The sequence below is a fragment of the Lentzea sp. DG1S-22 genome (assembly GCF_036321065.1).
GTDB lineage: Bacteria > Actinomycetota > Actinomycetes > Mycobacteriales > Pseudonocardiaceae > Lentzea > Lentzea jiangxiensis.
Window position 1 is genome coordinate 6,819,705 of sequence record NZ_CP143276.1, and the last position, 11,779, is coordinate 6,831,483.

The 11,779-nt window shown below is 70.6% G+C and carries 13 protein-coding genes; 3 read left to right on the top strand and 10 right to left on the bottom strand.

Annotation, left to right across the window (positions count from 1 at the left end; genetic code table 11):
- Positions 1-38: 38 nt before the first annotated feature.
- The 5 genes from V1227_RS32335 to V1227_RS32355 are packed head-to-tail and all read right to left on the bottom strand — an operon-like array spanning position 39 to position 4,174.
- Positions 39-623, bottom strand: a complete 585-nt coding sequence (locus tag V1227_RS32335; RefSeq protein WP_329789034.1) for a DUF3558 domain-containing protein — start codon at positions 621-623, stop codon at positions 39-41.
- 6 nt (positions 624-629) lie between these two features.
- Positions 630-1,196, bottom strand: a complete 567-nt coding sequence (locus tag V1227_RS32340) for a GNAT family N-acetyltransferase (RefSeq protein ID WP_329789035.1) — start codon at positions 1,194-1,196, stop codon at positions 630-632.
- Between the two features lie 11 nt (positions 1,197-1,207).
- On the bottom strand, positions 1,208-2,005 hold the full coding sequence (locus tag V1227_RS32345; protein WP_329789036.1) for an HAD-IA family hydrolase: 798 nt from the start codon (positions 2,003-2,005) through the stop codon (positions 1,208-1,210).
- Entirely contained in the window at positions 1,984-2,370 is a 387-nt protein-coding gene (locus tag V1227_RS32350) for a DUF1707 SHOCT-like domain-containing protein (protein ID WP_090094886.1), read from the bottom strand. The genes V1227_RS32345 and V1227_RS32350 overlap by 22 nt, the downstream gene beginning before the upstream one ends.
- 31 nt (positions 2,371-2,401) lie before the next feature.
- Positions 2,402-4,174, bottom strand: coding sequence for an acetyl/propionyl/methylcrotonyl-CoA carboxylase subunit alpha (locus V1227_RS32355; RefSeq protein WP_329789037.1), 1,773 nt, complete (start codon positions 4,172-4,174; stop codon positions 2,402-2,404).
- A gap of 133 nt (positions 4,175-4,307) precedes the next feature.
- Between V1227_RS32355 and V1227_RS32360 the strand changes: the two genes are divergently transcribed.
- A complete protein-coding gene (locus V1227_RS32360; protein WP_329789038.1) occupies positions 4,308-4,964 on the top strand; it encodes a hypothetical protein in 657 nt (218 codons plus the stop codon).
- Between the two features lie 87 nt (positions 4,965-5,051).
- Here the strand turns inward: V1227_RS32360 and V1227_RS32365 are convergent, their stop codons facing one another.
- The 3 genes from V1227_RS32365 to V1227_RS32375 form a co-directional block, all read right to left on the bottom strand.
- Positions 5,052-6,338: a dicarboxylate/amino acid:cation symporter gene (locus V1227_RS32365; protein ID WP_236215833.1), complete on the bottom strand. Its 1,287-nt coding sequence runs from the start codon at positions 6,336-6,338 to the stop codon at positions 5,052-5,054.
- A gap of 184 nt (positions 6,339-6,522) precedes the next feature.
- Positions 6,523-7,122 carry a Maf family protein gene (locus V1227_RS32370; protein WP_329789039.1) on the bottom strand — a complete coding sequence of 200 codons (600 nt, stop codon included), beginning with the start codon at positions 7,120-7,122 and terminating at the stop codon, positions 6,523-6,525.
- Positions 7,082-8,494, bottom strand: a complete 1,413-nt coding sequence (locus tag V1227_RS32375) for an MFS transporter (RefSeq protein ID WP_329789040.1) — start codon at positions 8,492-8,494, stop codon at positions 7,082-7,084. Before V1227_RS32375 ends, V1227_RS32370 begins: the two co-directional genes overlap by 41 nt.
- Positions 8,495-8,571: 77 nt before the next feature.
- Between V1227_RS32375 and V1227_RS32380 the strand changes: the two genes are divergently transcribed.
- Entirely contained in the window at positions 8,572-8,961 is a 390-nt protein-coding gene (locus V1227_RS32380; RefSeq protein WP_236215830.1) for a hypothetical protein, read from the top strand.
- A 6-nt stretch (positions 8,962-8,967) separates the two neighbouring features.
- Here the strand turns inward: V1227_RS32380 and V1227_RS32385 are convergent, their stop codons facing one another.
- Together V1227_RS32385 and V1227_RS32390 are read right to left on the bottom strand one after the other, a co-directional pair.
- On the bottom strand, positions 8,968-9,204 hold the full coding sequence (locus tag V1227_RS32385; RefSeq protein ID WP_329789041.1) for an acyl-CoA carboxylase subunit epsilon: 237 nt from the start codon (positions 9,202-9,204) through the stop codon (positions 8,968-8,970).
- Positions 9,201-10,847 carry an acyl-CoA carboxylase subunit beta gene (locus tag V1227_RS32390; protein WP_329789042.1) on the bottom strand — a complete coding sequence of 549 codons (1,647 nt, stop codon included), beginning with the start codon at positions 10,845-10,847 and terminating at the stop codon, positions 9,201-9,203. The genes V1227_RS32385 and V1227_RS32390 overlap by 4 nt, the downstream gene beginning before the upstream one ends.
- Before the next feature lie 117 nt (positions 10,848-10,964).
- Between V1227_RS32390 and V1227_RS32395 the strand changes: the two genes are divergently transcribed.
- A complete protein-coding gene (locus V1227_RS32395) occupies positions 10,965-11,771 on the top strand; it encodes a biotin--[acetyl-CoA-carboxylase] ligase (RefSeq protein ID WP_329789043.1) in 807 nt (268 codons plus the stop codon).
- The last annotated feature ends 8 nt before the right edge of the window (positions 11,772-11,779 follow it).

An 11,779-nucleotide genomic window follows, 5' to 3' on the forward strand; every position in this document is an offset into this window, starting at 1 on the left:
CGCTGTGGAGTGCGATCAGTGACATCCGCCCGTGTGGGTCAGCGCTTCTGGAGCAAACTGGCCATCACGGCCTCGGCCACGCGCTGGGCCCCGAGGCAGAGATGATCTTGTTGTACCGCAGTCGAATTGCCGCCGTCGCGGAACATCACGTCGACGAACTGCCCATCGGCAACGTCTATTTCCACATTGCAGACGTCGTGCACGTCGGGTGTGCGGACGGTGATCGCCGTGAAGCCCTCGATCGTGCCGAGCGTGTATTCCACCTGAGCGTTCTCCGACAGCCACACGTCGGCGCCCGAGACGACGACGAGTGCGATCCTCGCCACATTTCCACTCGTGGTGCTCCTGATGGTGCACGCACGCGCGTTGCCGAAGCTCGGTTCGACGTACGCGCCGGGCGGGTTGTCGAGGCTCAGCGACGTGCGTTGGTCAGCGGTGAGCAGAGCGCAGGGGTCCACCTCGTCGAGCGGCACCGAGCGCGGCCGCGGCGGGAGGTCGAGCGGCGTGGCGGAGGTGGTGGTCGGCGGGGGAGGGGGCGGCGGAGTGGTCAACGAGCTCTGCTGCGGCACCGCCGTGCAACCGGCCAGCGCCACCGCGACGATCAGGAGCGCCGGGGTCCGCATGGCCGGTCACCGTAGCTGCTCCGGGTAGGGGTCGGTGGCCAGTCGTGACCACAGCAACTGGTCTTCTCGCTGCTCATCGACGATCGTCTCCTCGCGAAGTCGACCCTCCAGGGTGAACCCGCACTTCTCCGCCACGCGCTGCGACGCCTTGTTCGAGGCGGCGTGCCGGTAGGCGATCCGGTGCAGCCCCGCTCCGCCGAACACCCAGCCCAGGATCGAGTTGAGCGCGGTCGGCAGCACGCCCTTGCCGCGGTGGCGGGGCTGCGACCAGCACATCACCTCGCCGACGCCCGTCTTGAGGTCGATGTCGCGGACGACGATCCCTGCCAGCAGCTCCGCCGTCGTCGCGTCGCACACCGCCCACGACCACCGGTGGTCGTGCTTCCAGCTGCTCGTCAGGAACTGCACGTAGATCTCCGCGGCCCCCGGGCTGGTGATCTCCAGGTTCCCCAGGTAGCGGTTGGTCTCCTCGTCGGCGAACGCCTCGACGATCGCGGGGACGTCGTCGACGCGGTCGTCGTGGCGGAAGGCGCGCAGGTAGTACTCACCCGCGTTGATCTCAACTGGCTCCACAGGCGTGGAGGCTAGTGGTCACCGGTGAAGCCGTCGTGCCGTTCCGCCAACTCGTCGAGCTCCGCGCGGTGCGCCGACGCGGGCAGGCCGTCCGGCGCGGTCGTCAGCTCGACGACCCAGTCCACGTCCTCGGCGTCGTCCTCGCCCGCCAGCATGTCGCGGTGCACCGCGCACGGGGCCCAGCCGGCCTCCAGCAGCTCGGCCGCGAGCTCCTCGGCGTCGTCGCGGTCCGGCAGGATCAGCAGCACGGTCGCGGGGACGAGCCCGCGCACCGCCAGCGCCTTCCGCAATGCCGCCGTGTCCGGCACGTGCACGCCGTCGAGCCCCGCCGCCGTCGCGGCGACCGCGTTCTCCTCGGTGTCGTCGCAGAAGACGCCGGTCGGGTACCCGAGCTCGTCCAGCACCCGCCGGTAGAGCGCGGGGTCGGGCTTCGCGAGACCGAGCCGCGCCGAGTTGAGGACCGCGTCGAACTCGGTGTCGAGGCCCAGCAGGGCCAGGTCGTCTTCCAGCCGCGTGGTGGCGTTGGACAGCAACGCGACGAAGCACCGCCGCCGGGCCAGCCGCACCAGCGCCAGCGCCTCGGTGATCACCTCGCCGGTGCCGGCCCAGGCCTCGACCTCGGCCCGCGGGACCTCCTGGGCGATCTCGTCGCGCCACTGCTCGTCGGTGATCTGCCCGGTGACGGCACGGCGCAGCAGCGAGGGTTCGAAGGCGACTTCGGCGATGTGCGGTGGCGTCGGCGGCCAGGAGCGCAGGACGCCGTCGAGGTCCAGCAGCAGCAGCGGTTTCAGCGCCGGCGTCCGTTCCACGCGCCCCACAGGATGGCGAAGGCGGGGATGAGCAGGAAGATCAGCGGGTTCCTCACGAGCACGAAGAACGCGATCGCGACGGCCACGCCCACGACGGGCACGACCGCGCCCTCCCAGCGGCGCGCGGGCGCCTTGGCCGGCTCGGCGAACATCGGCACCGGCGCGACGAACTGCGGCCGCGGGTCGGGCAGGTCGTGGAACAGCGCCATCAGCTCGCCGCGGGTCTTCGCGGTGGTGATCCTCGCGGACCGTTCGCCGTACTCCTCGACGTCGATGCGGCCGGCGCTCATGTGCTCGCCGAGCACCTGCAACGCCTGCTGGCGCTCGGTGTCACCTACGCGGATGTCCCTGGACGGGTCGCTCACGCACCCAATCGTAGGTGAGCGACCCGGCGGGTCAGTCCTTCAGCTCGCAGATCACGGTGCCCTGGGTGATCGGGTCGCCGGGCGCGGCCGCGAGCCCCGTCACGGTGCCGGCCTTGTGCGCCGTCACCGGGTTCTCCATCTTCATGGCCTCCAGCACCACGATCAGGTCGCCCGCCTCGACGGTCTGCCCGTCCTCGACCGCCACCTTCACGATCGTGCCCTGCATCGGCGCGGCCACCGCGTCACCGGACGCGGCGGCGCCACCACCACCGGCGCGCTTGGCCTTCGGCTTCTTCGCGGCACCACCGGCCGCGGCGGGCCGCGCACCCGCGGCGAGGTCGCCCGGCAGCGACACCTCCAGGCGGCGCCCGCCGACCTCGACGACCACGGTCTGGCGCGGCGTCTCGTCGGTGGACCCGGCACCGCCGCCGGTGAACGGCTCGATGCGGTTGTCGAACTCGGTCTCGATCCAGCGCGTGTGGACGGTGAAGCCCTCGGGCTTCTCGGCGGTGAACGCCGCGTCCCGCACGATCACGCGGTGGAACGGCAGCACCGTCGCCATGCCCTCGACGACCATCTCGTCGAGCGCCCGCCGCGACCTCGCCAGGGCCTCCTCGCGGGTCTCGCCCGTGACGATCAGCTTGGCCAGCAACGAGTCGAACTGCCCGCCGATCACCGAGCCGCTCTCGACACCGGCGTCCACGCGGACACCGGGACCGGACGGCGCGATGAACGTCGTCACCGTGCCCGGCGCGGGCAGGAAGCCGCGACCGGCGTCCTCGCCGTTGATCCGGAACTCGATGGAGTGCGCGCGCGGCGTCGGGTCCTCGGTGTAGCGCAGCCTCTCGCCCGCGGCGATGCGGAACTGCTCGCGCACGAGGTCGAGACCCGTCGTCTCCTCCGACACCGGGTGTTCGACCTGGAGACGGGTGTTGACCTCCAGGAACGAGATCGACCCGTCGAGGCCGACGAGGTACTCCACGGTGCCGGCGCCGTGGTAGCCCGCCTCCAGGCAGATCGCCTTGGCGGAGCTGTGGATCGTGGCGCGCTGCTCGTCGGTGAGGAACGGCGCGGGCGCCTCCTCGACCAGCTTCTGGTGGCGGCGCTGCAGCGAGCAGTCGCGGGTGCCGACGACGATCACGTTGCCGTGGGTGTCGGCGAGGACCTGCGCCTCGACGTGGCGCGGCTTGTCCAGGTAGCGCTCGACGAAGCACTCGCCGCGGCCGAACGCCGTGACGGCCTCGCGGACCGCGGAGTCGAACAGCTCCGGGATCTCCTCGAGGGTGCGGGCGACCTTCAGGCCGCGGCCGCCGCCGCCGAACGCCGCCTTGATCGCGACGGGCAGCCCGTGCTCCCGCGCGAAGGCGATGATCTCGTCCGGCCCGTTGACCGGGTCCTTGGTGCCGGGCACCAGCGGCGCTCCCGCGCGCATCGCGATGTGCCGCGCCGTCACCTTGTCACCGAGGTCGCGGATCGCCTGCGGCGTCGGGCCGATCCACACCAGACCGGCGTCGATCACGGCCTGCGCGAAGTCGGCGTTCTCGGACAGGAAGCCGTAGCCGGGGTGCACCGAGTCGGCACCGGACTGCGCGGCGGCGTTCAGCACCTTCTCGAACGACAGGTAGCTCTCGCCGGGCGTGTTGCCGCCGAGCGCGAACGCCTCGTCGGCGAGCCGGACGAACGGCGCGTCGCGGTCGGGATCGGCGTAGACGGCGACGCTCGTCAGACCGGCGTCACGGCAGGCGCGGATGACCCGGACGGCGATCTCACCGCGGTTGGCGATGAGGACCTTGCGCAGCGACACGGCGTCGTACCTCCTGCTGGACCGGTAATTACGGCTCGGGCTGGTGCCGCAGTCTACGGAAATCGGTGAACTCCGAGAGGGAGAGACGGCTCACTTCACATCCGTCGTGGGTGCATCGAGCACAATCTGCGACGTGGGTGGAACCAGGTCCGTGCAGGTGGTCGCCGTCGCCGCTGCCGCAATCGTCGTCGCGGGGATGGTGTTCGCCTATTTCCAACGCCCGAACAACACCGATTCAGGTCAGTACGGCACCGACCCCGGAATGCGCTGCGGCACCACCGTCTGCCAGGTCGTCATCGGCAGGTCGGTCGGCGGGGACCTCGTCGAGCTGCTCTCCGGCACCGGCGGCGGCCGCATCAGGGTGACCGGCGACTCGGGGCCGTTCATCTTCGAGATGACCATCGCCGAGTCCGGCGCGGTGGTGACCGACAAGTCGCTGCAGTGCGCGGAGGCGGCGGTCAGCGTGTGCCTCGTGCGCGGCGAGCACGGCGGCAAGGTGCTCGGCGAGGTGCTGCTCCGCAAGGACGGCACGTGGTCACGCGCCCAAGCGGCCTACCTGTCCAGTGCCGGGTACCTCGGGCTGCACGACGTCAACGAGGACGGCACCGCGGACATCGTCGCGGCCCAGCTCGCCTGCGACGGCCTGTGCAAGGACTCGTTCGTGCAGGTGTTCTCGGCGCTCGGGCCGAACGTGGGCTGCACGACGCCGACACCCGCGCGCGAACAGCTCCCCGGCTGGCCCACGCCGGTGCCGAAGCTGTCGCAGCTGCGGCCGTGCGCCGACTCCTAGCGACGTGCCGCGCCGAACCCCGGCCGAGAACGGAAGAGGGGACGGAGAGCGGCAGCTCTCCGTCCCCTCGAACCCCAGGAGCAGGCGTCAGGCGTTGACGAGGTCCTTCTCCGCCGGAGCGGCGGGCTCCTCGATCAGGCCCTCGCCGCGGGCGACGACCACCGGCACGGTGATCTGGCCGGCCACGTTGGTCGCGGTGCGCATCATGTCGAGGATCGGGTCGATCGCGTAGACCACGGCCACACCGGTCGCGATCACCTGCGGCGGCAGGCCGACGACGCTCAGGGTCAGCGTGAGCATCGTGTACCAGCCGGTCGTGCCGGCCGTGGCCAGCGCGCCGAAGACGGCGACACCGACGATGGCGACGTACTGCCACACCGAGAGCTGGATGCCGAACAGGTTCGCGATGAAGATCGTCGCGACGGCCGGGTAGACCGCGGCGCAGCCGTCCATCTTGGTCGTCGTGGCCAGCGGCACGGCGAAGTTCGCGTACTCGTCCGGGACGCCGAGGTCGGCGGCAGCCTTGCGGGACAGCGGGAGCGTGGCGCCCGAGGAGCGCGACACGAACGCGAACTGCAGCGCGGTGCCGGCCCTGCGGAAGAACTCGACCGGCGAGGTCTTGCCGACGAACTTCAGCAGCACCGGGTAGACGACGAACAGCACGAGCGCCGAGCCGAGGTACACGGTCAGGATCAGCGAGAACAGTGGCTTGACGAACGAGTTGCCGTAGGACGCCACGGCGTTGCCGATGAGGCCGAAGATGCCGATCGGGGCCAGCAGGATGATCCAGCCGACGACCTTCTGGACGATCTCGAAGAACGAGCGCACCAGGTTGGTGAACGGCGCGGCCTTGTCACCCAGCGCGTAGGCGGCGAAGCCGACCAGCACGGCGATGAACACGACCTGCAGCACGTCGCCCTCGGTGAACGCGCTGAAGATGTTGGTGGGCACCAGGTTGTCGAGCAGCGCCTGCCACGAGCCGGACGCGCGCTTGGCGAGCTTGTCGACGGCGCCGGCGGCGGGCTCGATCTGCAGGCCCGCGCCGGGCTTGACGATCGAGGCGACCGCGATGCCGATCAGCACCGCGATGAACGACGTGATGGCGAACCACAGGAACGTCTTGCCGCCGAGGCGGGCGGCGGTGCGGCCGCCGCCGAGGTTCCGCAGCGACGCGATGCCGACGACGATCGCGGTGAAGACGAGCGGGATGACCGTCAGCTGCAGCAGCGCGGTGAACGTGGAGCCGATCTTGGCGAGGACCGGCGCGAGCCACGTGCCCTTGCCGAGCCAGCCGGCCAGCGCTCCGAGCACGAGCGCGCCGAGGACGGTGAGTCCGAAGACCTTGGGTTTGCGGTACGTCTGGACGAACGACACGGGGACATCTCCTGGGCAGGGATGAGCTGAGCGGGGGTGGCGGAGGCGTTAGCTCCGACAACCCGTGCTCGTCCTGCGTGCCAGGTCGATGTGCCTGCGACGCGTCAAGTACATGTTCACCGCTAGGTCCCAACGCCGGCGTCGGGGCTGGGTCTTCCCTGATCGGGTGAACTGTGACCAGCGTCTACCAGAGTGTGGACACGGGAACGCCCAGCCGGCCGAGCAGCCTCCGGGTGAGGGGCAGGCTGATGCCGATGACGGACGTGTGGTCGCCCTCGATGCCGTCGATGAACCAGCCGCCGAGGCCGTCGATCGTGAAGCCGCCGGCGACGTGCAGCGGCTCCCCGGTAGCGAGGTAGGCCTCCAGCTCCTCGTCCGTCGGCGTGCCGAACCGCACGGTCGTCGACTCGGCGGCCGACGCGCGGTCCACGACCACCCCGCCGGAGACGCGCAGCACGGTGTGGCCGGTGATCAGCACACCGCTCTTGCCCGCCACCCGGCGCCACCGCTCGCGCGCGACCTCGGCCGTGCCGGGCTTGCCGACGAGCTCGCCCGCGAAGAGCAGCATCGAGTCGCAGCCGACGACGACGCACTCGTCGTCGTGCTCGACCGCCTCGGCCTTCGCCGCGGACAGCGCGACGACGGTCTCCTCGGGCGTGGGGTCGTCGAGCGACGCCACGAGCGCGTCCTCGTCGACACCGGAGACCCGGACGACGGGCTCGACGCCCGCGGACCGCAGGACGCTAAGACGGGCGGGTGACTGGGAGGCCAGGATCAGACGCACGCGCCGAGTCTGTCACGCGGCTCGGAGGGGCCACCCTGCGAAAGGCGAACGCGGCCGCGATCCCGACCGCCATCACCGCGAGCAGCAGGTAGAACGACGCCCGCACGGCCGCGGTGAAGTCGCCCGTGGCCGTCAGCACGATCTGCAGCACGGCAGCCGTCGAGGCGCTGCCCAGCACGTTCCCGAACTGCCGCGAGGTGTTGTAGACGCCGGCCCCGGCGCCCAGCAGCGACCGGTCGAGCGTCCGCGTCGAGATGTTCGTGAGCGGCGAGAACACGAGGCCCATGCCGATGCCCAGCGCCACCATCGACGGCAGCAGGACCCACTGGGGACCGTCGCCGAGCAGGAACGTCATCGCGCCGGTGCCGAGCGCCATCAGCGCGAAGCCGGTGATCGGCAGGTACTTGGCGTCCGCCCGGTTCGACAGCCGTCCCGCGAAGTGCGCCACCACGCCGGACATCAGCGACGCCGGTGCCGTGACCAGGCCCGTCATCAGCGGCGACAGCTTCGGCACGGTCTGCAGGAACAGCGCCAGCGGGACGAAGACGCCGGTCACGGTGATGCCGATGGCGATGTTCGCGACGTTGCCGAGCGAGAAGTTGCGGTTGCGGAAGATCCGCAACGGCATCAGCGGCTCGGGGTTGCGCGCGGACGCCTGCCACAGCACGAACAAGGCGAGGAACAGCACGCCCGCCGCGATGATCTCGGCGATCGTGATCGGCCCTGCGACCCGGCCCCACCCGTAGTGCTCGCCGTTCTGGACGCCGAACACCAGCAGCCCGAGGCCGAGGCAGCACAGCACGACCCCGAGCACGTCGAACCTCGGCGCGCGGTGCGGCTGCAGGTCGGGGACCCACAGCACCAGCAGCACCACCGCGAGCACGCCGATCGGCAGGTTCACGAAGAAGATCCACTCCCAGCCGAGGTGCGTGACCAGCACGCCGCCGAGCAGAGGCCCGGAGACCGTCGCGAACCCGGCCACCGACCCCCACGTGCCCAGGGCCGCACCGCGCTTGTCCGGCGGGAACAGGTGCGTGATGAACGCCATCGTCTGCGGGGTCATGGCCGCCGCACCCAGGCCTTGGAGGACGCGGGCCGCGATCAGCGCCTCCACGCTGGTCGCGAGGCCGCACGCCAGCGACGCGAGGATGAAGAGCACGAGCCCGGCGCCGTAGAGCCGCTTGGGCCCGTACCGGTCGCCCAGCCGCCCGGTCAGCAGCAACGGCACCGCGAACGCGAGCAGGTAGGCGCTGACCACCCAGATGACGTCGTTCAGGGAGGCGCCCAGGTCCGTGATCATCGACTGCAGCGCCACGTTCACGATGGTCGTGTCCAGCAGCGTCATGAAGAAGCCGATGCACAGCGCGTACACGGTTCGCCAGTTCGCACGGTCCGATTGAGTAGTACTGCTGATGCGCGATCACCTCTTCAGTCGGCACTCTCAGCGGAGTGAAGCGCTGGGTGCTTGTCCTCACCGAACGCGGTTCCGATCGCGAAGGCAAGCGCAGACGGATCGCGGCCCTGCTCGTCGTCCTCGGCGGGCTCATTGGATCGTGGGGCGTTGGAAGCGTGCTCGCGAGCGACCCGATCGGCTATGGAGTTCCCGTCTGGCCGTTCGCCGACACCGCCGATCGCGCGGAGAACGCGCTCCTCACGTCCGTCGTGCCCGCTGTGCGCGGAAACCTGCCGGTCAACCAGGCAGGCGTGCAGGTGCTGAGGCGGACCACCGCCTACGGCAGCGCGTTCTGGACCCTGAAGCTCGAGGTCGACGGCGAGACCCGCTGCCGCGAGGTCGCCGTCGGTCTCACCGTCTCGAGCCGCCGGGTGGAGTGTTCCTAGCCGGAACTAGCCCGGGAAGCCGGACGCGCGCCACGCGCCCGGCCCGTGCTGCAACGGCCGGCGCACCCGGCGGGCGTGGTTCGCCCACTCCGAACGCCGCTCCGGCTCGTCCTCGGCGGGAGCGGCCGAGGCCAGCCCCGCGACGACCGCGGTCAGCGCGGCCAGCTGGTGGTCGTCCGGGTCGCCCTTGACGACCCGGAGCAGCGGCTGTTCCTCGGGCTTGTTCTCCTCGGGCGCGGTCACAGCGGGATGTTCCCATGCTTCTTGGGCGGCAGGGTCTCGCGCTTGTCCCGCAGCATCGACAGCGCCCGCGCCACGTGACCGCGGGTGTAGGACGGCGGGATCACCGAGTCGACGTACCCGCGCTCGGCGGCCACGTACGGGTTGCACAGCGTGTCCTCGTACTCCTGCTGCAGCTGCGCGCGCAGGGCGTCGACGTCCTCACCGTTCTGAGCGGCGGTGGCCAGCGTCTTGCGGTGCACGATGTTCGCGGCGCCGCTGGCGCCCATGACGGCGATCTGCGCCGTGGGCCACGCGAGGTTGATGTCGGCGCCGAGGTGCTTGGAGCCCATGACGTCGTACGCGCCGCCGTACGCCTTGCGCGTGATGACGGTGACGAGCGGGACGGTGGCCTCGGCGTAGGCGTAGATCAGCTTGGCGCCGCGGCGGATGATGCCGTTCCACTCCTGGTCGGTGCCGGGCAGGAAGCCGGGCACGTCGACGAACGTGAGCACCGGGATGTTGAACGCGTCGCAGGTCCGCACGAACCGCGCGGCCTTCTCGGAGGCGTCGATGTCGAGGCAGCCGGCGAACTGCGTGGGCTGGTTCGCGACGACGCCGACGCTGTGGCCGTCCACGCGGCCGAAGCCGACGAGGATGTTCGGCGCGAACAGCGGCTGGACCTCCAGGAAGTCGCCGTCGTCGAGCACGCGGTTGATGACCTCGTGCATGTCGTACGGCTGGTTCGCGGAGTCCGGGATGAGCGTGTCGAGCTCGCGGTCGGAGTCGGTGATCGAGTCCGAGATCGACCCCTCCGCCAGCGTGCTCTCGAACGTGGGCGAGTCGGAGAGGTTGTTCGACGGCAGGTAGCTCAGCAGCTCCTTGACGTACGCGATCGCGTCTTCCTCGTCGCTGCCGAGGTAGTGCGCGTTGCCCGACTTCGTGTTGTGCGTGCGACCGCCGCCGAGCTCCTCGAACGACACGTCCTCGCCGGTGACGGTCTTGATGACGTCCGGGCCGGTGATGAACATGTGCGAGGTCTGGTCGACCATCACCACGAAGTCGGTCAGCGCGGGGGAGTAGACGTGCCCGCCCGCGTTCGAGCCCATGATCAGCGAGATCTGCGGGATCACGCCGGAGGCCTTCACGTTGCGGGAGAAGATCTCGCCGTAGAGGCCGAGCGAGACCACGCCCTCCTGGATGCGCGCGCCGCCGCCCTCGTTGATGCCGATGATCGGGCGGCCGGTCTTGATCGCGAGGTCCATGACCTTGACGATCTTCTCGCCGTAGACCTCGCCGAGCGAGCCGCCGAAGACCGTGACGTCCTGGGAGAACACGCACACCGGACGGCCGTCGACGGTGCCGTAGCCGGTCACCACGCCGTCGCCGTACGGCCGGTTGCGCTCCTGGCCGAAGTTCGTGGAGCGGTGGCGCGCCAGCTCGTCCAGCTCGACGAACGAGCCGGGGTCGAGCAGGAGGTCGATGCGCTCGCGGGCTGTCTTCTTGCCCTTCGCGTGCTGCTTCTCGACCGCGCGTTCCGAGCCGGCGTGAACCGCCTCGTCGTTGCGCCGGTAGAGGTCAACGAGCTTGCCCGCGGTGGTGTGGACGTCCGGGGCGCCTGAGGCCTCGGTGGGGGCGTGCCCAATCGGCTCGGTCGCACTGCTCATGGGCTCGCAGCCTAACGAGACCATTGCTGAACTGCTCCGTGCAGTTGTCCAGGTCACGGCAACCTGTTCGTCGTGTTCGATCGCACGTACCCTCTTCCGTTCCAATAGCCTGGCGCGATGGACACCGCACTCGACGCCGAAGCGCTGCGCGCGAAGCTCGTCGCACCCAACGGCCCGTACGCCGCCCTCGACGTCGTGGAGAGCACTCCGTCCACGAACGCCGACCTCGCCGCGACGCCCGGTGCCGCCGACCGGACCGTGCTGATCGCGCTGGAGCAGACCGCCGGCCAGGGCCGTCGCGGCCGCACCTGGTCGTCGCCGCGCGGTGGCCTCTACGTCAGCGTGCTGTTCCGCCCCGCCGACGTGCCGCCGTCGCGGCTGCCGTGGCTGAACCTGATCGCCGGCCTCGCCCTCGTGCGCGTCGCGCAGTCCGTCGGCGTCGAGGCCTCGTTGAAGTGGCCGAACGACCTGCTGCTCGGCCCGGACGCGGGCAAGGGCGCCGGGATCCTGTCCGAGATCACCGCCGACGGCTCGGTCGTCGTCGGCATCGGCCTGAACGTCGCGAAGCTGCCCTCCGACGTCCAGCCCGCCCCCGGCGGCCTCGCCCCGACGTCGCTGGAGGACGCGGGCGCCGCCGGGCTCGACCGCGAGGAGCTGGCGTTCCGGCTGCTGGTCGAGCTGGCCGGTCTCGAAGGCGTGTGGCGCAAGAACGGCGGCGACGCCGAGGAGTCCGGCGTGCTGGAGGAGTACCAGGAGCACTCGGCGACCATCGGGCAGCGGGTGCGCGTCGAGCTTTCGGGTGGCGTGGAGCTGGAAGGCGTTGCTGTGCGCATCGAACCCGACGGCACGCTGACCGTGCGCGGCGCCGATGGGGTGGACCACGGCGTGTCCGCTGGTGACGTGGTGCATTTGCGCCGGGCGTGATTAGGGTT

Excerpts from the sequence above, each read along its gene's own strand:
- V1227_RS32335 (WP_329789034.1), bottom strand. The coding sequence starts at position 623 with ATGCGGACCCCGGCGCTCCTGATCGTCGCGGTGGCGCTGGCCGGTTGC.
- V1227_RS32390 (WP_329789042.1), bottom strand. The coding sequence starts at position 10,847 with ATGAGCAGTGCGACCGAGCCGATTGGGCACGCCCCCACCGAGGCCTCA.
- V1227_RS32395 (WP_329789043.1), top strand. The coding sequence starts at position 10,965 with ATGGACACCGCACTCGACGCCGAAGCGCTGCGCGCGAAGCTCGTCGCA.